The sequence below is a fragment of the Phycicoccus sp. Soil803 genome, from assembly GCF_001429685.1.
Classification (GTDB): domain Bacteria; phylum Actinomycetota; class Actinomycetes; order Actinomycetales; family Dermatophilaceae; genus Pedococcus.
Genome location: NZ_LMST01000001.1, coordinates 868,828 through 888,580, shown reverse-complemented (window position 1 = coordinate 888,580; position 19,753 = coordinate 868,828). Strand labels below are relative to the sequence as shown.

Genomic DNA, 19,753 nt, shown 5'->3' with positions numbered 1-19,753 from the left:
GACTACCCTGACGGCATGCGCTCGTTCCTGGTCACCGACGCGGTTCGCGACTACTCCGCAGCGCACAGCTCGTGGCGGCCCGACCCCGTGGTGCGTGAGCTGCAGGAACGCACCCGCGCGCTCGGCGGCCCGGCCGGCATGCAGATCGGCGACGACCAGGGCCAGCTCCTGACCATGCTCACGCACCTGGTCGGCGCCCGCACCGCGGTCGAGGTCGGCACCTTCACCGGCTACTCGAGCCTCTGCATCGCCCGGGGGCTGGCCGACGGTGGCACCCTCGTGTGCTGCGACATCAGCGAGGAGTGGACCTCGATCGGCGTCGAGGCCTGGCAGGCGGCCGGAGTCGCCGATCGCATCGACCTGCGCATCGCCCCGGCGCTCGACACCCTGCGGTCGCTGCCGACCGCACCCGCGATCGACCTCGTGTTCATCGACGCCGACAAGGGCGGGTACGCCGACTACTGGTCCGAGCTGGTCCCGCGGGTGCGGCCGGGCGGACTGCTCCTGGCCGACAACGTGTTGTGGAGTGGCGAGATCGCCGACGACGAGAAGTCGGGTGAGAACCTCGAGGCGCTGCGGGCGTTCAACGACCTGGTCGCGGCGGACGAGCGGGTCGAGGTGGTCGTGCTGACCGCCTTCGACGGACTGACCATCGCCCGCAAGCTCTGAGCTCGCGCGGGCCGTCAGGACTCGACGCAGAACTCGTTGCCCTCGGGGTCGGCCATCACCACGAGGTCGTCGCCAGCGCGGAGGACCGACGCACCCAGGCCGACCAGGCGCTCGACCTCGTCCTGGACCGATCCCATGGCGCGGAGGTCGACGTGCTGCCGGTTCTTCGCGGTCTTGCCTTCCGGGACCCGCTGGAACCACAGGTTCGGTCCGCCCCATCCCGCCGGCTCCACCCAGGCCCGCTCGTCAGTGCTGTCCTCGTCGACGTTGGACCCGAGCGCTGCGGCCCAGCAGCGCGCTCGAGCAGTCGAAGGTCACCGACTTCACGAAGGAGGGCATGGTCAGACGGTAGAACTCATCGCGCGGGCGAGCGACCTGTTTGTCAGTCGCCGGGGCGGTGGGCGACGAGGAAGATGCGGCGGAACGGGAAGATCACGCCGATCGGCGTCCTCGGGTATGCCGCGCGCAGCCTCGCGTCGTAGTCCGCCAGGAAGGCGTCGCGCCGGGTCTGGTCGGTCAGGGCGTCGAGCACGGGCCGCAGTCCGGTCCCGCGGACCCACTCGAGGACCGGGTTCGCCTGGCGCGCCTCGGGGTCGAGGACGTGCTGGTAGGTCGTCTCCCAGCCGTCGACGTCGAGGCCGACACTCCCGAGCAGCTCGACGTAGACCGACGGCTGCTCGACCTGCAGACGGTCCAGCGCGGGACGGAGGAGGTCCGCGTCGGGGTGGTCGCTCGCTACCGCACGCATCAGGGCGTGCGACGGTGCGTCGAGGTTGCCCGGCACCTGCATCGCGAGCCATCCGCCCGGGGCCAGGGCGGCTGCCCACTGCGTCAGGAGGTCGAGGTGGCCGGGCACCCACTGCAGGGTCGCGTTGGTGACGATGACATCGGGGGCGCCACCGAGCGTGGCCGGATCCCATTGCGCCACATCGGATTCCACCCACTCGACACGATTCTCGGTGTCGAGCGACCGCGCCGCGTCGAGCATCTGGGGCGAGTGGTCCACCCCGACCACCCGGGCGTCCGGCCAGCGCTCCGCGAGCGACAGCGTCAGGGGGCCGTTGCCACAGCCGAGGTCGACGACCAGGCGCGGCGCGGTCGCGCCCACCCGTGCCATCAGGTCGCCGAACGGACGGGACCGGTGGTCGGAGAACTTGGCGTACTGCTGGGGATCCCAGGTGGTGCTCATGACGGTGACCTCTCGACGACCCACATGGCAGTTATCTTGACATCAAGATACTTGATGGAGGGTAGAGTTGTCACATGTCGACTCCCCCGCCCGACGACGTCGACCGCATCGTCCAGGCGTGGCACCGCGAGCGGCCCGACCTCGACGTCGCACCGCTCCAGGTGCTGTCCCGCGTCTCGCGCCTGGCCCGCAGGCTCGACCTCGACCGCGTGCAGGCGTTCGCCAGCCACCAGCTCGAGGGCTGGGAGTTCGACGTGCTCTCGGCGCTGCGCCGGGCCGGCGCTCCCTACCAGCTCTCGCCGGGACAGCTCATCCGCCAGACCCTGGTCACCAGCGGGACGATGACCAACCGGGTCGACCGCCTCGAGCGACGTGGTCTGGTGAGCCGCAGCCCCGACCCGTCCGACCGGCGCGGCGTCATCGTGCGGCTCACGCCCACGGGTCAGCGCACCGTCGACGACGCCATGGCCGACCTGCTCGACCGCGAGCGCGACCTCCTCGCGGAGCTGTCCACCGACGACCGCGACGAGCTCGCCGCGATGCTGCGGCGGCTGCTCTCCCCGTTCGAGACCTGAGCAGCGAGACCTGACCCCTGCGGAGCCATCAGCCGACGATCTCGGCGGCCGCGAGCCACTCGAGCTCGAGCCCCTCGCGCTCGTCGACGATCTCGCGCAGCTGGCCGTTGAGGGTCAGCACCTTCGCGTGGTCGGTGGCCGACTCGGCCATCTCGGCGTGGATGCGTTCCTCGCGCTGGGCCAGCCGGGCCAGCTGCTTCTCGACCCGCGCCATGTCCTTGCGGGCCTCGCGCAGCTCGGCGGGGCTGTGCGTCGGGGCAGGAGGCCCAGTCGACGAGGTGGCCGCCGGACCGCCTGCAGGTTTCGTTCCGATTGGGTGAGAAACCTGCGGGGACGAGGGCGACGCCGACGTGCGCGGCGAGAGCGTCGGGGCGGGCTGGGCGTGCCGCAGCTCGAGGTACTGCTCGACCCCACCGGGCAGCTCGCGGATCTTGCCGTCACCCATCAGGGCGACCTGCTTGTCGCAGGCGCGCTCGAGCAGGTAGCGGTCGTGCGACACGACGAGCAGCGTGCCCGCCCAGCCGTCGAGGACGTCCTCCAGCGACGTCAGGGTCTCGATGTCGAGGTCGTTGGTGGGCTCGTCGAGGAGCAGCACGTTGGGCTCGTCCATCAGGAGACGGGTCAGCTGGAGCCGGCGCCGTTCGCCACCGGAAAGGTCCGACACCCGCGTCTGCTGGCGACCCCCGGTGAAGCCGAGCCGCTGCGCGAGCTGCGACGCGCTGATCTCCTTCTTGCCCAGACGGATGTACTTGCGGACGTCCTCGATCGCCTCGATGACGCGCCAGTCGGCATACCGCTCCAGCTCCCGCACCTCCTGCGTGAGGTAGGCGAGCCGCACCGTCACGCCCTGCTTTCGTTTGCCGGACGACAACGGGACCGATCCGGCAATGGCCCGCAACAGCGTGGACTTGCCCGCACCGTTGACGCCGACGATGCCGACCCGCTCCCCCGGCGCGAGGTGCCAGGTGATCCGGTCGAGCAGCAGCCGGTCGCCGAGGGTCACGGAGGCGTCCATGAGGTCGACCACGTCCTTGCCGAGGCGGGTCGTGGCGAAGCGCGTCAGCTCGACGTCGTCGCGCGCGGGTGGCTCGTCGGCGATGAGGGCGTTGGCCGCGTCGATGCGGAACTTCGGCTTCGAGGTGCGCGCCGGCGGACCGCGGCGCAGCCAGGCGAGCTCCTTGCGGAGCAGGTTGTCGCGCCGCTCGGCGGTGACCGCGGCCATCCGCTCGCGCTCGGCCTTGGCGAGCACGTATGCCGCGTAGCCGCCTTCGAAGGCGTTGACCTTGCCGTCGAGGACCTCCCAGGTGGCGGTGGCGATGGCGTCGAGGAACCAGCGGTCGTGGGTGATCGCCACGACGGCGTTGTCAGGCCGCGCGCGGTGCCGCACGAGGTGCTCGGCCAGCCAGGCCACCCCCTCGACGTCGAGGTGGTTGGTCGGCTCGTCGAGGAACAGCACCGTCGGGTCCTGGACGAGCAGCCGGGCCAGCCCGAGCCGCCTGCGCTCCCCGCCCGACAGCGGCCCCACGAGCGCGTCGAAACCGCCGACCGACTCGGCCTCGATCCCACCCAGCAGACCCGTCAGGACGTCGCGGATGCGGGGGTCACCGGCCCAGACGTGTTCGGCGAGGTCACCGAGGACGGCCTCGCGCACGGTGTGCTCCGGGTCGAGGATGTCCTCCTGGGCGAGCACGCCGACGCTCGAGACCCCGGCCCGGGTGACCCGGCCGGTGTCGACGCCGCGCTGGCCCGCGAGCACCCGCAGGAGCGTGGTCTTGCCACCGCCGTTGCGGCCGACGACGCCGATGCGGTCGCCACCGAGCACGCCGAGGGAGACCTCGTCGAGCACCTGGGCGGTGCCGAGGGCCAGGGACGCGCGCTCGACACTGATGAGGTTCGCCATCGGTCAGCCCGGCCGCGGGGCGCTGATCACGTGGGCGCCATGGGCCGGACCCGTTGCGCGGCGTACGTCCTGCACGGCGCCGGAGGCGGTGAGGGACACGGCCAGGTCGAGGGCCGCCTCGTTGGACTCTGCGACGAAGGCGATGGTCGGGCCGGACCCGGACACGATGCCACCCAGGGCACCGAACTCCAGCCCCGCGTCGAGCACGTCACCCAGCGCGGGCATCAGGGAGATCGCCGCCGCCTGCAAGTCGTTGGTGAGGGCCGCACCCAGGGCGCGGGCATCGCCGGAGCGCAGGGCCGTCATCATCTCCGGGCTCGGTGAGGGCTCCGGGACGGGACGGTCGCCACGCAGCCGGTCGCACTCGGCATACACGGCGGGCGTGGAGAGCCCGCCCTCGCTGAGGGCGAACACCCAGTGGTAGCTGCCCCGCGCGAGCACCGGCGCGAGGACCTCACCACGCCCCGACCCCATGGCGGTGCCGCCGCCGAGCAGGAAAGGGACGTCACTCCCGAGGCTCGCGGCGATCTCCTCGAGCTCGGGCCGGCTCAGGCCGGTGCCCCAGAGGTGGTCGCAGGCGACCAGGGTGGCGGCGGCGTCGGCGGAACCCCCGGCCATCCCACCCGCGACGGGGATGTCCTTGCGGATGGTGATGTGCACGGGTTCGTCGACCCCGCCGACCTCCGCCAGCCGCTGCGCCGCCCGCGCCGCGAGGTTGGTGCCGTCGACCGGCACGCCGAGGGACTGCGGGCCCGACACGGCGATCCCCCACTCGGGCGCGCTCATCACCGTCACCTCGTCGAAGAGGTTGACGGCGTGGAAGATCGTCGAGAGCGGGTGGTAGCCGTCGTCCCGCGGTGCGCCGACGAGGAGCTCGAGGTTGACCTTCGCAGGGACGCGCACCGTCACCGACGACGGCGGCAGGGCTGCAGAGGTCATGGCCGCCACCCTAACGGGGTGCGGGTCACCGCGCGGATCGGCTGGTCCGCGCTCCGGCGGGGGCCCGCGACGCAGCGCGGATCGGGACATCTGCACAGAACCTTCACACCATCTGCGCCTCCCCTGCGCGGTCACTCTCCTACTCTCGAGAATGTGAGCACCAAGCCCCGCGTCCTGGTCGTCGAGGACGAACCCACCATCGCCGAGGCGATCGCTGCCCGGCTGGTCGCCGAGGGCTTCGACGTCGAGCAGGTGCACGACGGGCTGGTCGCCCTCGACCGCGCCGCGGCCTGGGATCCCGAGGTCGTGGTGCTCGACGTGATGCTCCCCGGCCTCGACGGCCACGAGGTGTGCCGCCGGCTCCAGGCCGAGCGTCCGGTGCCCGTGCTGATGCTCACCGCGCGCGACGACGAGACCGACCTGCTCGTGGGGTTGGGGATCGGCGCCGACGACTACATGACCAAGCCGTTCTCCATGCGTGAGCTGGTGGCCCGGATCCGGGCCCTGCTGCGACGGGTCGAGCGCGCGGCCGCCGCCGGTGCCGGAGGGGGCGCCGGCACGGTCCCGCCCACGGTCGACGTCAACGGGCTGCGGATCGACGGCGCGCAACGGCGGGTCTGGTCGCGCGACGACGAGGTGCACCTGACCCCCACCGAGTTCGACCTGCTCGCGTGCCTGGCCGCCCGGCCCGGCACCGTGCTGACCCGCGAGGCGCTGCTCGCCGAGGTGTGGGGCTGGGCCGACGCCTCCGGCACCCGCACGGTCGACAGCCACGTGAAGTCGTTGCGCCGCAAGCTCGGCGCCGACCTCCTGCGCACCGTGCACGGTGTCGGTTACGCGTTGGAGGTGGGGCGGTGAGGTACGACGTGCGCCCGCTCGACAGCATCCGGTCGATCAAGGTCAAGCTCGGCCTGCTCGTCGCCGTGACCGTCACGGTCGCGTCGGTCCTGGCCGTCGTGGGCACCCGAGCGGGGCTGTCGCCGTGGGCGACCGTGCCGGTCGCGGTCCTCGCCGCACTCGGCGTCACCCAGCTCCTGGCCCGCGGCATGACGTCGCCGCTGCGTGAGATGACGAATGCCGCCCAGCGGATGGCGACCGGCGACTACTCACAGCGGGTGCACGCCACCTCCCGCGACGAGGTCGGTGAGCTGGCCAGGGCGTTCAACCGGATGGCCGCCACGCTCGAGCTCGTCGACCGCCAGCGTCGCGACCTCGTGGCCAACGTCTCGCACGAGCTGCGGACGCCGATCTCCGCCCTCCAGGCGGTGCTCGAGAACCTCGTCGACGGGGTTTCCGAGCCGGGACCCGAGGAGCTCCGCCTCGCCCTCGCCCAGACCGAGCGCCTCGGCCGGCTGGTCAACGACCTGCTCGACCTCTCGCGCGTCGAGGAAGGCGTGACACCGTTGCGGGTCAAGGAGATCCGCCTGGCGGACTTCCTGACCGAGGCGGTCGCGCAGGGTCGGGTCGACGGGCTGCGCTACGCCGTGACGGTCGAGCCCGAGACCCTGACCGTGCCCGCCGACCCCGACCGGCTGCACCAGCTGCTCGCGAACCTCATCGACAACGCCTCGCGGCACAGCCCGTCGGGCGGCCTGGTCCAGGTCAGCGCCGAGGCTGCCGGAGGGGACGTGCTGGTCGCCGTCGCCGACGAAGGACCCGGCATCGCGGCCTCGGACCGCCGAGCCGTCTTCGAGCGCTTCACCACCAGCGCTGCCCACAACAGCGGCACCGGCCTCGGTCTGGCCATCTCGCGGTGGGTCGCCCAGCTGCACGGCGGCAGCATCGCCGTCGCCGACAGCGACCGGGGCTGCCGCATCAACGTCCTGCTTCCGACGGATGCGGACCGTCCGACCACCACGAAGGAGCCCGTCATGAGCACCCTCACCCCACCCGCCCCGCTCCCGGAGAGCCCGCCCACACCGCCGCGCGACTCGCTCGCGTCGTGGTGGCCGGACGCACCGCGCCGCCGTCCCGCGATCGTCACCGCAGCGCTGGTCACCGGTGCCGCCGCCGCCATCGTCATCCCCGACCGCAGTGAGGGACTCGGCACTGCCCTGGTGTTCGCCGCGGTCGTCGGGACCGTCTTCGCGGCCCGCACCGCCGTCGGTGCACAGCCGCGCTGGTCCTGGCGCGACGGCCTGGATGCCGCGATCGTAGCGCTGCTGTTGGCGACGCTGGTGCTGCGGGACGCGGAGTGGATCACCATCCTCTGCCTGCTCGCCGGCCTCGCGCTCGTCGCCGTGAACTCGACCCGGGCCCGCAGTGTGGTGGGGCTGCTGGCGACCGCCGCGGCCGTCCCGTTCGCGAGCCTGCGCGGCCTGCCGTGGCTCGGACGCACCCTCAAGCCCCGCACCAGCGTCGCGGCGTGGCTCCCGGCCGCCCGGACCGCCCTCGTCTCGGTGGTGCTGCTGCTCGTCTTCGGTGCGCTCTTCGCCTCCGCTGACGCGCTGTTCGCCTCCTGGGTCGACAGCGTCACCCCCGACATCACCTGGAACGACCTGCCGGCCCGCGTGGTCCTGGCCCTGTTCATCGCGGCTGGGACGCTTGCCGCGGCATACGTCAGCATGGCTCCGCCGACCGTAGACCGACTGCAGCTGCCCCTGCGACCCAGCCGCCGGCAGTTCGAGTGGCTGGCGCCGGTGACGGTCGTCAACGCGGTGTTCCTGCTGTTCCTCGTCGCCCAGGCCACGGCCCTGTTCGGCGGACACGCCTACCTGCAGCGCACGACCGGGCTCACCTACGCCGACTACGTGCACGAGGGGTTCGGCCAGCTCACCGTCGCGACGATCCTCACCGTGACGGTGGTCGCGTGGGCCGCCCGCAAGGCCACGCCGGGCCGCACCCGTGACCTCGCCCTCGGCTTGCTCTGCGCCATGACCATCGTGGTGGTGGTCTCGGCCCTGCACCGGATGCACCTCTACGAAGAGGCCTACGGCTTCACCCGGCTCCGGCTGCTCGTGTCGGTCTTCGAGGGCTGGCTCGGTGCGGTGGTGCTGCTGGTGATGGCGGCCGGCGTCGTGAAGGCACGCGGCTGGCTGGTGCCGATGGCGGTGCGGCTCGGGGCGGTCGGCCTGTTGGGGCTCGCCGTCTTCAACCCCGACCTCTACATCGCGGAGCAGAACCTGGCCCGGCCCGACTCGACGATCGGGACCGACTACCTCTACCTGGCCAACCTGTCGACGGACGCCTACCCGGCGATCTGGAAGCTGCCCCAGGAGCCGTTCGCCTGCGTCACCGGGACGGGCGAGCTGTCCAGGCCGTCCGGCGACGACTGGCTGGAGTGGAACCTCGGCCGGGCTCGGGCCCGTGACCTGCTGGCCGAGCGGCCGATCGCCACCAGCGAGCCCGCAGGCGACGTCTGCCACCCGACCCGCTGACCGTGGGCGGACCTAGGCGGGGGTGAGTGCGGCCCGGGCGGTCGCGATGGCGGCGAACTCCTCGATCCCCAGCTGCTCGCCGCGCGTCCGGGGGTCGATCCCGGCCGCCCGCAGGCACTCCTCGGCCCGGGGCGCCGACCCCGCCCACCCCGCCAGGGCGGCGCGCAGGGTCTTGCGCCGCTGCGCGAACGCGGCGTCGATGCAGGTGAAGGTGTCGCGCCGGCTCGCCGTGGTGATGGGAGCGGCGCGTCGTTCGAGCAGCACCAGGCCGGACTCGACGTTCGGCACCGGCCAGAAGACGCTGCGGGGCACGGTCCCCGCGAGCCGCACCGCGGCATACCAGGCGGCTTTGACGCTCGGCACCCCGTAGGCCTTCGAGCCGGGCTTGGCCGCGAGTCGCTCGGCGACCTCGAGCTGCACCATCACGAGCACGCGTTCGAGGGTGGGGAACGCCTCGAGGAAGTTCAACACGACGGGCACGGAGACGTTGTAGGGCAGGTTCGCGACGAGGGCGGTGGGCTGTGGGTCGGGCAGCTCGCGCACTTGCATCGCGTCTGCGTGCACGAGTGTCAGGCGGTCCGCGTATGCCGGTGCGAGCCGGCGCACCGTGCCCGGCAGGGCTTGGGCGAGGTTCGGGTCCACCTCCACCGCCGTGACGTGGCCGACCTCAGGCAGCAGCGCGAGGGTGAGCGACCCCAGGCCAGGGCCCACCTCGACCACGGAGTCGTCGGCGGTCACCCCGGCCAGGCGCACGATCCGCTTCACCGTGTTGGCGTCGACCACGAAGTTCTGGCCCCACTGCTTGGTCGGGCGCAGACCCAGGTCGGCGGCGATCTCCCGGATCTGGGCGGCTCCGAGGAACCCGCTCTGCTCGACCATGGCGCCGACTCTAGGGGACACCCGCGCCCCACCTTTATCGGGTCATGGGACAAAGGTCCGCCTCACCCGACAAACGTTCTCGGGTGAGACGGACCTTTCAGGGGTGAAGCCCCGGAGGTGTCTGCGGGTCAGGCAGCGTGCGCGCAACCCCACGGGCCGAGACCGGCCTTGGCGTAGTAGCGGTTGGCGACGGTGATCTGCTCCGCCCGCGAGGCCAGGTCGGGGCGCGACGCGAAGTCGTCCCCGCCGTTGGCCAGCCACGAGCTGATGCTGAACTGCAGGCCGCCGTAGTAGCCGTTGCCGGTGTTGATCGACCAGTTGCCGCCGGACTCGCACTCGGCGATCCGGTCCCACATGGCGGCGTTGGACAGGTTGATGCCGGCGCCGGAGGTGTCGCCCGCGTCGCGGGTCGGACGGGACTTCGTGCCCACGGCGACGATCCGGCCGACTGGCTGCTGCGTCACGGTGGCCGAGATGATCTTCTTGCTCTCGACCTTGCCGTCGACCTTGGTCACCTTGTAGGTGACGACCTTGGCGCCAGCGGAGCCGGCCTTGATGGTCTTGGTCTGGTCCTTGTAGAGGCTCGAGTCCGAGCGCTTGGTGACCGGCGGCGCGATGGCCTTCGTCTCCTTGACCCGCGTGGAGGTCACCCGCAGGACTGCGATCTTCAGGCCGGGCGTGACCGCGGTCGTCGCACCGGGCTTGACCCGGTCGTCGGCGTCCTTGGTGATCTTCAGCTCGGACAGCACGTCAGCGACGGTCGCGCCGGTGGTGGTCGCGGTGCGGTTCTTGCCGTCGACCCGGACGACGACCTGCTTGGGCGTGGTCACGGAGAGGACCAGGCCCTGGCGGCCGAGCGGCATGGAACGGGAGGCCGACAGCTTGGCGGAGTCGGCGCGGATGCCGAGCTCCTGCAGCGCGGCCGAGACGGTGGTGGCGGTGGTCCAGTAGTCGCGCGTGCGTCCGTCGATGGTGACGGTGAGCTTGCGTCCGTAGCGGACCACGATCTTCTGGCCATCGGCGACCTGGGTGCCAGGTGCCGGGACGACCACGTCGTGCTCACGAATCGAGATGTCCTGCTTCTTGAGGATGTCACCGACAGTGCTGCCGAAGGCGTGGACTGTCGAGGCCTTGCCGTCCACCGAGAGGGTGACGGACTTGTCAAGGTGCGAAACGCCGACGGCGCCAGCGACGAGGCTGGTGACGACCGCGGCTTGGGCGATGCGTCGAACGGGACGGGTGATCACAATGCTCCAGAGTTCGTACTCCCCGGGCATCAGTGCGGTGTCGCGGCCCGTGTCCCGGTGGTACCTGGGACAAAGGCAGAGGGGCCGCTCTGGTCCGCCGTCGTGGCGGTTGAACAACCCCTGGTCGCGTCACCGGGAGGGTCTGACCCCGGCCAACAGTCATCCACCATGACCACCTTTTCGGCAAAGGTCAAATTTTGGTAACGGAAGAGTCCGGGTTTCGCCAAGCCACATCGATGTGATTCGCAGGGTCGTGGGCGGGGCCCTCCGCGGGTCGTCCGCACGTCGTCCGCGGGGCACCGCGGGTCGTCCGCGGGGGTCTCACCAGGGGCCGTAGACGGCCTCCGCGTTGTCGCTCACGGCCTGGCAGAGGGTCGGCACCGCGACGCCCATGACCCCCGCCATCGCCCGGACCGTGAGCGGCACGAGGTACGGCGCGTTGGTCGCGCCGCGCCAGGGCGCGGGCGTGAGGTACGGCGCGTCCGTCTCGACCATGACCCGGTCGAGCGGCGTCACCGACAGCGCGTCACGCAGTCCGCGGGCGTTCTTGAAGGTCACCGTGCCGGCGAACGACAGGTAGTACCCACGGTCGGCGCAGGTGCGCGCCATCGAGACGTCGCCGGAGAAGCAGTGCATGACGGTCCGGTCAGGCGCCCCCTCCTCCTCGAGGATGCGCAGCACGTCGTCGTGGGAGTCCCGGTCGTGGATCTGCAGCGCCTTGCCGGTGCGCTTGGCGAGGTCGATGTGCCAGCGGAACGAGTCCTGTTGCACCCCAACGCCATCCGGTCCGGTGCGGTAGTAGTCCAGCCCGGTCTCGCCGATGACCCGCACTCTCGGGTGCGCGGCCAGCTCCTCGATCTCCGCGTATGCCGCGTCGAGGGTCCCAGCCTCGGCGAGCTTCGGAGCCTCGTTGGGGTGCAGGGCGATGCCGCCCAGCATCGCGGGGTGCCGGTCGACCATCTCGACGGTGAACCGTGCTCCCGGCAGGTCGCAGCCGATCTGCACCAGCCGGTCCACGCCGACCGCCTTGGCGGCCGCGATCGCGGCCGCCACGTCGGGCGCCCCTTCGCCGTCCCGGGCGATGTCGAGGTGCGTGTGGTTGTCCACGACCGGGATCGGCAGGGGGTCGGGAGCATCGGGCACCCGGTGGTGACCCCCCTTCCCCGGGTCAGCCTTCGCCATCACCAGGGGTGTCGCCCTCACCCGGGGCATCGTCGCGGAGCCGGGCGAGCTCCTCCTCGACGACGGCCTCGTCGAGCTTGGTGAAGATCGGTGTGGGCTTCACCACAGTCGCCCCGATGACCACGGGTTGGGACTCCCAGCGGGGGGTCTGTGAGTACTCGCCGGTGATGATCGGGTAGCTGCGGTCGGCGTCACCCTCGTCCAGTCCCGAGACGTCCTGGAGCACCGGCATCGGCATGAAGGCGTCGTCGCCACCGCCGAACGCCGCGTGCACGGCGTTGGACGAGTGCGGCAGGAACGGCGCCAGGATGCGGTTGAGATCGGCCACGCACTGGGTGAGCGTGTGCAGCACGGTGGCCAGCCGTTCGCGCTGGTCGTCACCCTTGAGCTTGAACGGCTCGGTGTCGGTGACGTACTTGTTCACCTCGCCGACGGTCCGCATCGCCTCGGCGACCGCGGACTTGATCCGCTGCTTGGCCAGCAGGTCGCCGACGACGTCGAACGCGGCCAGCACCTTGGCGCGGACCGCCTCGTCGACCGGCTCCAGGGGCCCCGGCTGCGGGATCTCACCGAAGCTCTTCGCGACCATCGCGGCCGTGCGGTTGACCAGGTTGCCCCAGCCGGCGACGAGCTCGGTGTTGTTGCGCTGGACGAACTCGGCCCAGGTGAAGTTGGCGTCCTGGTTCTCGGGTCCGGCGGCGCAGATGTAGTAGCGGATCGCATCCGGGCCGTAGCGCTCCAGCACGTCGCGGATGTAGATGACGTAGCCCCGGGACGTGGAGAACTGCTTGCCCTCCATGGTGAGGTACTCGCTCGACACGACCTCGGTCGGCAGGTTGAGCACCCCGAACTCACCGGGCTCGCCCCCACGACTGCCGCGACCGGCATACCCGAGGAGCTCGGCCGGCCAGATCTGGGAGTGGAAGGTGATGTTGTCCTTGCCCATGAAGTAGTAGGACAGCGCCTCGGGGTCGTTCCACCACTCGCGCCAGCGCTCGGCGTCGCCCTGGCGACGGGCCCACTCGACCGATGCGGACAGGTAGCCGATCACGGCGTCGAACCAGACGTAGAGCTTCTTGGCGGGGTTGTCGCGCCACCCGTCGAGGGGCACGGGGATGCCCCAGTCGATGTCGCGGGTCATCGCGCGCGGGCGGATGTCGTCGAGGATGTTCAGGCTGAACTTGATGACGTTCGGTCGCCAGGTGCCGCTCTCCTCGCGACCCGCCAGCCACTCGCGCAGGGCGTCGGCCAGCGCGGGGAGGTCGAGGAAGAAGTGCTGCGTCTCGATGAACTCCGGCACCTCGCCGTTGATCTTCGACCGCGGGTTGATCAGGTCCGTGGGCTCGAGCTGGTTGCCGCAGTTGTCGCACTGGTCGCCGCGCGCCTCGGGGTAGGAGCAGATCGGGCAGGTGCCCTCGATGTAGCGGTCGGGCAGGGTCCGCCCGGTCGACGGTGAGATCGCACCGCTCGTGGTCTGCTCGACCATGTAGCCGTTCTTCCAGACCTGGGTGAACAGCTCCTGCGCGACCGAGTAGTGGTTGGCCGTCGTGGTGCGCGTGTAGAGGTCGTAGGAGCAGCCGAGGTCGGCCAGCTCGGCGGCGATGATCGCGTGGTTGGTGTCGACCAGCTGCTGCGGTGTCACACCCTCCTTGTCCGCGAGGACGAGGATCGGGGTGCCGTGCTCGTCGGAGCCGCTGACCATGAGCACGTCGTGGCCGGCCATCCGCATGTACCTGCTGAAGACGTCGGAGGGCACGGCGAACCCGGCCACGTGGCCGAGGTGCCGGGGACCGTTGGCGTACGGCCAGGCGACAGCAGACAGGACTTTGGACACACCTGAATCCTAGGGGTGGCCGCCAAACGCATTTCGGCCGCTGTCGAGACCCGCCCCGCTGCCGCACGCTCCGCCGACTTTCGGCCAATTGCCCGACTTCGCAGGGCCAGCCGCCTCCCAGCCCCCTAGCTTTCGGCCAATCGCCCGCTTTTCCATGGCGTTGTGGAAAACCGACGGCGCGTCCGCGGCGGACCTTCACCCTTGAGGTATGCCGCGTCGCTCACTTCCCGCCCGGGCGTTCGACCCTCAGGTGCCATTCACCAGAGCCGAGGCTCTGGCTGCGGGCGTCACCGACGTCGAGCTGGCCGGCGCGGCATACCAACAGGTGTTTCGGGGCGTGCACCTCTCGGCGACCGTGGAACCCACGCTTGTCATGCGTACGCTCGCGGCGCTGACCGTTGCACCCGCGCGGTCCGTCGTCACCCACCACACCGCGGCGCGGCTCTGGGGGGCGATTCCCCCGGACTCCAGTGACATCCACCTGACCATGCCCAACCTCAACCGACCCAAGGTCGCGGGAATCCGGCCGCATCGGGTCAAGACGATGCCTCCTTCGGTGAGGCGTCGAGGTTTCCCGGTCACCAGCCCCGAGCGCACGTTCCTCGACATGGGCCGGTGGTCAGACCTCGTGGACCTCGTCGTGCTCGGTGACTCGTTGGTTCGGGCCGGGGCCACGACCCCCGAACGCCTCCGCGAGGCAGCGAAGGTTTGGACCGGAACACACCGCGCGCTGGTGGCCCGCGCCGCGTCGTTCGTCCGGGAGAAGGTCGACTCCCCCATGGAGAGCAGGCTGCGCATGCTGATCATCCTGGCCGGCCTCCCGGAGCCGGTGGTCAACTTCGAGGTCGTGGATGTCGACGGTCAGGTGCAGTACCGCATCGACCTTTCCTTCCCGGACCAACGGCTGGGCATCGAGTTCGACGGCCGTCACCACATCGAGCGCGTAGGACAGTGGGAGGGCGACCTGCTCCGGCGCGAGGACCTGGAGGCGCAGGACTGGAAGTTCGTCGTCGTCGTGGGATCGCAGGTGTATGGCGATCCGGGAGGAGTCCTCTCACGTATCGAGGCGGCCATGCGGTCTCGCGGCATCAGGGTGGCGGCGAGTGTTTCGCCGGAGTGGCGGCGCCACTTCCCTGGCCGCGCGGCAGCGTGAGCCGCACCGCACCGCAGAAGCGGGCGATTGGCCGATTCCTTGGGCTGACAGGCCTGATTCTCGCGGAGAAGCGGGCAATTGGCCGGTTGCACGACTGCGAGAAGGACTACGGGTTTTTCCCGATGTGAGGCCACGTAGGGGCGAGGACCGTGAGGAGCGCAGGACCACCCATCGGAGGAGGAACCCATGATCCGCAGGACCATCGCCCGGGCCGCCGTTGCCGCCGCTGCCCTTGCCGTTGTCGTCGCGACCCCCGCGAACGCAGCCATGTACAGCCACGACCGCTTCGAGTTCACCTTCGCCGAGACCTTCGACGAGTGCGGCATCACCATCGACCACACGGCCGAAGGCCACGGTGGCTTCACGATCCGCACGATCAAGGGCACCGACGAGGCCTACCTGGGCTGGCAGCAGCTGTCCGCGGTGGACACGTTCACCAACCCGGCCAACGGGCGGTGGTTCACGATCAGCAACCGGAGCCTGTTCCGCGAGACCAGCGGCACGCACCTCGAGGGCAACATCTGGAGCTTCGACTCCAAGACCTCGGGGGCCTCGTTCACGGTCCGCGACAGTGCGGGCCAAGTGGTCTACCGCGACTCCGGCACCCTGCGGTTGGTCACGACGTACGACCTGCTCGGCGACGGACAGCCCGGCGGCGAGCAGATCGGCGACCCGGTCGTCACGGCGCTGAACGGCCGGTTCACCGAGGTCGACTTCTGCGCTGACCTCGTCGGCCCGCTCTTGGGCTGACGAAGGCGGCCAATTGGCCGAGTTCTGCCGGCCTTGACGGGCCGTAGGCGCTTGGAAGCGGGCAATTGGCCGAATCCTGCAGGGACGGGGCGAACGCCTGACGGGGACGGTGGTTGCGGACACCGTCCCCGCCGACGACGTCAGCCCTTGCGCAGGATGTCGCGCAGCACCGAGGGGTAGTCGGTGATGATCCCGTCCACGCCCCAGGTGATGCCGCGGCTCATGTCACCGCCGAAGTTGACGGTCCACACGTGGATGTCCAACCCGAGCGCGTGCGCACGGTCGACGATCCCCTGGTCGATGTTGCCCAGGGCCGGGTGCACCGAGTCCAGCCAGGTGCTGGCCGAGACGAGCTGCTCGTCGGTCGGGCGCGTGTAGTAGAGCAGTCCGACCGGCACGTCGGGAGCCAGGTCGTGGTAGCTCCGCAGCCACGGCTCGTCGCCGGCCTGCATGATGACGCGACCGGAGGCCAGGGCCTTCCCGAACGCGGGGATCGACCGCAGCTCCTTGTCGATGTCGAGCTCGATGCCCGGGAACGCCCAGGGGTCCTTGGCCTCGAGCAGCATCCCGGCGCGGGACCCGACGGCCTCCACCCACTCGCGCAGCGTCGGCACCCGCTGACCGGCATACGAGGCACTGAACCACGAGCCGGCATCGAGCTGCTTGATCTCGGCGAGGGTGAAGTCCTTCGTGTTCCACGGCGCACGGTCCGGGAAGACCTGCTCCACGTTCGTGGTCCGGGCCAACGTGAGGTCGTGCATGATCACGAGCGCCCCGTCGCTGGTCCGCATGATGTCGTTCTCGATGTAGTCGGCGCCTTGCTGGAGGGCCAGCAGCACCGAGGCCAGCGTGTTCTCCGGTGCCATCGCGCCGGAACCCCGGTGGGCGATGTTGGCGACGCGGTGGGAGTCGGCTGCGGATGCCGATCCCGGCGCGAAGCCGAGCAGGGTGGCTGCCGCGAGCAGCAGGATCGCGAGTCTGCGCGGTCCGGACATGGGTCCACACTCCTTCAGGTGTGTTGGGGACGAATCGGATGTAAGCGGTTACATCCAGACATTCCACCCTCCCAGACCAGGCCCGGCCGTGGGCCGCAGAGCGCTCACCAATCGACGAACGGTCAGTCGCGCTGGCCCATCCCGGCGTCCCGCGCGCGGATGATGACCTCGGCCCGATCGGTCGCCTGGAGCTTCGACAGGATCGCCGACACGTTGTTGCGGACGGTCTTCGGCGCGAGGAACAGCTCGGCGGCGATCTGTCCGTTGGAGCGCCCCGCGGCGATCAGGTCGAGCACCTCCCGCTCGCGCTCGGTGAGCATCGGGAACTCGGTGGCCTGCCGCGCGGGCGACGGCGACAGCAGGTCGCCGATGCGGGCGGCCAGGGACGCCCCGAACACCACGCCTCCCGCAGCGACGGCGGTGATCGCGCGCACCACCTCGTCCTGCGCGGCTCCCTTGACCAGGTAGCCCCGCGCGCCGGCGCGCATCGCCGAGAGGAGGGTGCCGTCGTCCTCCCCCATCGTGAAGACCAGCACCCCGACACCCGGCTGCTCGGCCAACACCCGCCGGGTCGCCTCGATCCCGTTGACGTGCGGCATCTGGATGTCCATGACGATGACGTCGGGGCGGTGCTCGGCCGCGAGGGCGACCGCCTCGGCGCCGTCGGCGGCCCGCCCGACGACCTCGATGTCCGGGTGCGGTTCGAGCAACGTCGCGAGCCCGTCGCGGAAGATCGGGTGGTCGTCGGCGATCAGCACCCGCACGGGGCGACCACCTGCCCCGAGTCCGTCGTCCGTCATCCGTTGCCTCCCACCGGCAGCCAGGCCCGCACCGTCGTCCCACCACCGGGCGGGCACACCACCTCGTAGCGCCCCCCGAGCTCCTCGGCCCGCTCGCGCAACGACCGGAGCCCGACGCCTGCCACGACGTCCGGCGCGATGCCGCGTCCGTCGTCGCGCACCTCCACGGCCAGGTCGGCCGGTCCGGTCGCAAGCATCACCGTGCACGACCTCGCGCGGGCGTGGCGGGCGACGTTCGCGAGCGCCTCCGAGACGATCCGGTATGCCGCGACCTCCACGGCCGCGGGCAGTCCGGCGACGTCGTCGGCGCGGACCGAGACCTCGAGTCCCGCGGCACGGGTGCGGTCGGCCTGCTGCTCGACGGCGGCCAGCAGGCCGAGGTCGTCGAGGGCGGGCGGGCGCAGTCCGTGCACGAGCCGCCGCACGTCGGCGAGCGCCTCGGTGATCTCGGCACGCGACTGGACCACGAGTCGATGGGCGGTGGCCGGGTCGGAGTCGACGGCGTTGCCGGCCGCGTCGAGGCGCATCGCCACACCACCGAGGACCGGTCCGAGGCCGTCGTGCAGGTCGCGTCGGATGCGCCGCCGGTCCTCCTCGCGCGCGAGCACCAGCTGTTCGCGCGACTCCTGCAGCTCTCGGGCCAACAGGCTGCTGCGCACCGCGATGGCGGCCTGACGGACGACGTCGACGAGCAGCACCTGGTCGCGCCGCGAGAGCATCCCCCGGATGCCCCCGTCGGGTAGCTCGATCGACCCGATCCGCTCACCGCGGTAGGTGATGGGGAACGACCGGCTCGCCGTCGGCTCGGTCCCGTGCGTGGCCGCCATTCCCTGCCCCCCGGGTCCGAGCACCTCAACGCGCACGAACGGCACCCGGAACGCCTCGGCCACGCTCGCCGCGAGCGCCGGCAGCTGCTCTTCGAGCCCGCCGGACTCCTCGAGGCGTTCGGCCAGGGCCGAGACCACCTCGTACCGCTCCCCCCGCCTTCCCAACACGCGACGCCGCACCTGCGCCGTGAGCCAGGATCGCAGCGGACCGTATGCCGCGACGGCCAGGACCAGCACGAGCACCGTCACCTGCCGCTCCTCGAACCGGTCGCCGAGCAGGGCCGCCGCCGCAGCCACGACGCCGAGGTCGAGCAGGACGAACAGTGCAGCGATCCCGCCGTAGACGAGGGTTCCCCCGACGAGGGCGTCGATGTCGCCGGTCTCCGGCCGCACCACTCCGACGACGACCGAGACGCTGGTCGCCACGAGGGCCAGGACGAGGGCGGCGAACCCGACCGGCCCGTTGACGTCGAGCAGCATCACGCCGCCGGCGAGCAGGCAGACGATCGCGGCCCAGAGCAGCCAGCGCAGCTGGGTGCGCTCCACCCCGGTCGAGTGCGAGTGCCGGGCGAAGACCGTGGCGGCGGCCAGCGGCATCGCGAGCAGGGTCAGCACCTGGCCGACATGGAGCGCGGCGACCGCCACCGCGTCGGACCACGGCAGGGCGACCTGCGGGAGCAGCCGCACCACCTCGTCCGGGAGCCGGCCCTCGTAGATCGTGCTGTCCGGGGCCAGGACGAGGCTGAGCGGCAGGGTGAGCGACATGACCAGGGCGGCCACCGCCAGGGTGCGCCAGCGGCCCTCCGGCAGGCGACCCGTCGGGTAGAGCACGAGCACCAGGGGCAGGGCCACCAGCAGCAGCGACCCAGCCTCGGAGACGACCCAGTAGGCCAGGCCGGTGAGCGGAAGGATCGGTTGCTCGTGGAGGCCCACCACGGCATACGACTCGCAGAAACCGTCGAGCGCCCAGAAGGCGCCGGCACCTGCGAGCACCAGCCCGACGACGTGCCGCGGACGGAAGGTGAGGATCGCGGCACCGCACAGCCCCACGAGCGCACCGATGGCCCCACTGACCACGCCGCGTTCCGAGACGTAGAGCGCACGCTCGGCGTCGGTCGACCTCGCATCGAGCAGCACGCACCCGACGACGAGGGCGACCAACGCCGTCACCAGCAGACCGGGCACCACGAGGTGCCGCTGGCGGGCGTCCGGGCCGGGCGCGGCAGGACCCGGGGCCTGGGCGGCGCGCAGGGCTGGCACGGCGGTCACCTCGCCAGTGTGCCAACGCCGGTGTCCCGTCGTCAGGGGATTGCTGTCCCGATCCGACGGGACAACGTCAGGACGCGGAACGGGACGCCGGGCCCTGACGCCCGGGTCGTGGGGCGCCGCAGAGTTCTCGGCAACGGCACCGACCGGGTGCCGACCACTCATTCGAGA

The 19,753-nt window shown here is 71.2% G+C and carries 16 protein-coding genes and 1 pseudogene; 6 read left to right on the top strand and 11 right to left on the bottom strand.

The features are described 5' to 3' along the window. The first annotated feature begins 15 nt into the window (after positions 1-15). Positions 16-669 carry an O-methyltransferase gene (locus ASG95_RS04185; protein ID WP_056923277.1) on the top strand — a complete coding sequence of 218 codons (654 nt, stop codon included), beginning with the start codon at positions 16-18 and terminating at the stop codon, positions 667-669. A 14-nt stretch (positions 670-683) separates the two neighbouring features. On the opposite strand, the pseudogene ASG95_RS04180 reads toward ASG95_RS04185, so the two are convergent. Together ASG95_RS04180 and ASG95_RS04175 are read right to left on the bottom strand one after the other, a co-directional pair. Continuing rightward, positions 684-911: pseudogene (locus ASG95_RS04180) on the bottom strand (VOC family protein); the annotation flags it as partial. Between the two features lie 140 nt (positions 912-1,051). Beyond that, positions 1,052-1,858 (bottom strand): methyltransferase domain-containing protein, encoded by an 807-nt coding sequence (locus ASG95_RS04175; protein ID WP_057376674.1) that lies wholly within the window; start codon positions 1,856-1,858, stop codon positions 1,052-1,054. Between the two features lie 74 nt (positions 1,859-1,932). On the opposite strand from ASG95_RS04175, the gene ASG95_RS04170 reads away from it, so the two are divergent. Then, positions 1,933-2,433: a MarR family winged helix-turn-helix transcriptional regulator gene (locus ASG95_RS04170; RefSeq protein WP_056923152.1), complete on the top strand. Its 501-nt coding sequence runs from the start codon at positions 1,933-1,935 to the stop codon at positions 2,431-2,433. A 28-nt stretch (positions 2,434-2,461) separates the two neighbouring features. On the opposite strand, the gene ASG95_RS04165 is transcribed toward ASG95_RS04170, so the two are convergent. Together ASG95_RS04165 and ASG95_RS04160 are read right to left on the bottom strand one after the other, a co-directional pair. Further along, positions 2,462-4,333, bottom strand: coding sequence for an ATP-binding cassette domain-containing protein (locus tag ASG95_RS04165; protein WP_057376673.1), 1,872 nt, complete (start codon positions 4,331-4,333; stop codon positions 2,462-2,464). 3 nt (positions 4,334-4,336) lie between these two features. Further along, entirely contained in the window at positions 4,337-5,272 is a 936-nt protein-coding gene (locus ASG95_RS04160) for a 4-(cytidine 5'-diphospho)-2-C-methyl-D-erythritol kinase (RefSeq protein ID WP_057376672.1), read from the bottom strand. Positions 5,273-5,425: 153 nt separating this feature from the next. Between ASG95_RS04160 and ASG95_RS04155 the strand changes: the two genes are divergently transcribed. Both ASG95_RS04155 and ASG95_RS04150 read left to right on the top strand, forming a co-directional pair. Further along, positions 5,426-6,130: a response regulator transcription factor gene (locus tag ASG95_RS04155; protein ID WP_235543351.1), complete on the top strand. Its 705-nt coding sequence runs from the start codon at positions 5,426-5,428 to the stop codon at positions 6,128-6,130. Then, on the top strand, positions 6,127-8,649 hold the full coding sequence (locus ASG95_RS04150; RefSeq protein ID WP_200961865.1) for a DUF4153 domain-containing protein: 2,523 nt from the start codon (positions 6,127-6,129) through the stop codon (positions 8,647-8,649). The genes ASG95_RS04155 and ASG95_RS04150 overlap by 4 nt, the downstream gene beginning before the upstream one ends. 12 nt (positions 8,650-8,661) lie before the next feature. Here ASG95_RS04150 and rsmA read toward each other — a convergent pair whose 3' ends face one another. The 4 genes from rsmA to metG form a co-directional block, all read right to left on the bottom strand. After that, positions 8,662-9,528: a 16S rRNA (adenine(1518)-N(6)/adenine(1519)-N(6))-dimethyltransferase RsmA gene (gene rsmA, locus ASG95_RS04145; RefSeq protein ID WP_056923156.1), complete on the bottom strand. Its 867-nt coding sequence runs from the start codon at positions 9,526-9,528 to the stop codon at positions 8,662-8,664. 128 nt (positions 9,529-9,656) lie between these two features. After that, positions 9,657-10,775, bottom strand: coding sequence for a resuscitation-promoting factor (locus tag ASG95_RS04140; RefSeq protein WP_057376671.1), 1,119 nt, complete (start codon positions 10,773-10,775; stop codon positions 9,657-9,659). A gap of 321 nt (positions 10,776-11,096) precedes the next feature. Continuing rightward, positions 11,097-11,957 carry a TatD family hydrolase gene (locus ASG95_RS04135; protein WP_057378710.1) on the bottom strand — a complete coding sequence of 287 codons (861 nt, stop codon included), beginning with the start codon at positions 11,955-11,957 and terminating at the stop codon, positions 11,097-11,099. Next, on the bottom strand, positions 11,944-13,791 hold the full coding sequence (metG, locus tag ASG95_RS04130; RefSeq protein WP_057376670.1) for a methionine--tRNA ligase: 1,848 nt from the start codon (positions 13,789-13,791) through the stop codon (positions 11,944-11,946). The genes ASG95_RS04135 and metG overlap by 14 nt, the downstream gene beginning before the upstream one ends. Before the next feature lie 208 nt (positions 13,792-13,999). Between metG and ASG95_RS04125 the strand changes: the two genes are divergently transcribed. Beyond that, positions 14,000-14,944, top strand: coding sequence for a hypothetical protein (locus ASG95_RS04125; RefSeq protein WP_235543349.1), 945 nt, complete (start codon positions 14,000-14,002; stop codon positions 14,942-14,944). A 186-nt stretch (positions 14,945-15,130) separates the two neighbouring features. Beyond that, a complete protein-coding gene (locus tag ASG95_RS04120; protein WP_057376668.1) occupies positions 15,131-15,694 on the top strand; it encodes a hypothetical protein in 564 nt (187 codons plus the stop codon). 140 nt (positions 15,695-15,834) lie between these two features. Here the strand turns inward: ASG95_RS04120 and ASG95_RS04115 are convergent, their stop codons facing one another. The 3 genes from ASG95_RS04115 to ASG95_RS04105 form a co-directional block, all read right to left on the bottom strand. Continuing rightward, entirely contained in the window at positions 15,835-16,689 is an 855-nt protein-coding gene (locus ASG95_RS04115; protein WP_057376667.1) for a glycerophosphodiester phosphodiesterase family protein, read from the bottom strand. 122 nt (positions 16,690-16,811) lie between these two features. Beyond that, positions 16,812-17,489: a response regulator transcription factor gene (locus ASG95_RS04110; RefSeq protein ID WP_057378709.1), complete on the bottom strand. Its 678-nt coding sequence runs from the start codon at positions 17,487-17,489 to the stop codon at positions 16,812-16,814. After that, the gene (locus ASG95_RS04105) at positions 17,486-19,585 is read right to left on the bottom strand and encodes a sensor histidine kinase (RefSeq protein WP_057376666.1); all 2,100 of its coding nucleotides are present in this window, start codon (positions 19,583-19,585) and stop codon (positions 17,486-17,488) included. Before ASG95_RS04105 ends, ASG95_RS04110 begins: the two co-directional genes overlap by 4 nt. Between the last annotated feature and the right edge of the window lie 168 nt (positions 19,586-19,753).

Coding starts and splice junctions, on each gene's coding strand:
- ASG95_RS04115 (WP_057376667.1), bottom strand. CDS start 16,689: ATGTCCGGACCGCGCAGACTCGCGATCCTGCTGCTCGCGGCAGCCACC.
- ASG95_RS04185 (WP_056923277.1), top strand. CDS start 16: ATGCGCTCGTTCCTGGTCACCGACGCGGTTCGCGACTACTCCGCAGCG.
- ASG95_RS04120 (WP_057376668.1), top strand. CDS start 15,131: ATGATCCGCAGGACCATCGCCCGGGCCGCCGTTGCCGCCGCTGCCCTT.
- ASG95_RS04125 (WP_235543349.1), top strand. CDS start 14,000: ATGCCGCGTCGCTCACTTCCCGCCCGGGCGTTCGACCCTCAGGTGCCA.
- rsmA (WP_056923156.1), bottom strand. CDS start 9,528: ATGGTCGAGCAGAGCGGGTTCCTCGGAGCCGCCCAGATCCGGGAGATC.
- ASG95_RS04110 (WP_057378709.1), bottom strand. CDS start 17,489: ATGACGGACGACGGACTCGGGGCAGGTGGTCGCCCCGTGCGGGTGCTG.
- ASG95_RS04165 (WP_057376673.1), bottom strand. CDS start 4,333: ATGGCGAACCTCATCAGTGTCGAGCGCGCGTCCCTGGCCCTCGGCACC.
- ASG95_RS04135 (WP_057378710.1), bottom strand. CDS start 11,957: ATGGCGAAGGCTGACCCGGGGAAGGGGGGTCACCACCGGGTGCCCGAT.
- ASG95_RS04175 (WP_057376674.1), bottom strand. CDS start 1,858: ATGAGCACCACCTGGGATCCCCAGCAGTACGCCAAGTTCTCCGACCAC.
- ASG95_RS04170 (WP_056923152.1), top strand. CDS start 1,933: ATGTCGACTCCCCCGCCCGACGACGTCGACCGCATCGTCCAGGCGTGG.
- ASG95_RS04160 (WP_057376672.1), bottom strand. CDS start 5,272: ATGACCTCTGCAGCCCTGCCGCCGTCGTCGGTGACGGTGCGCGTCCCT.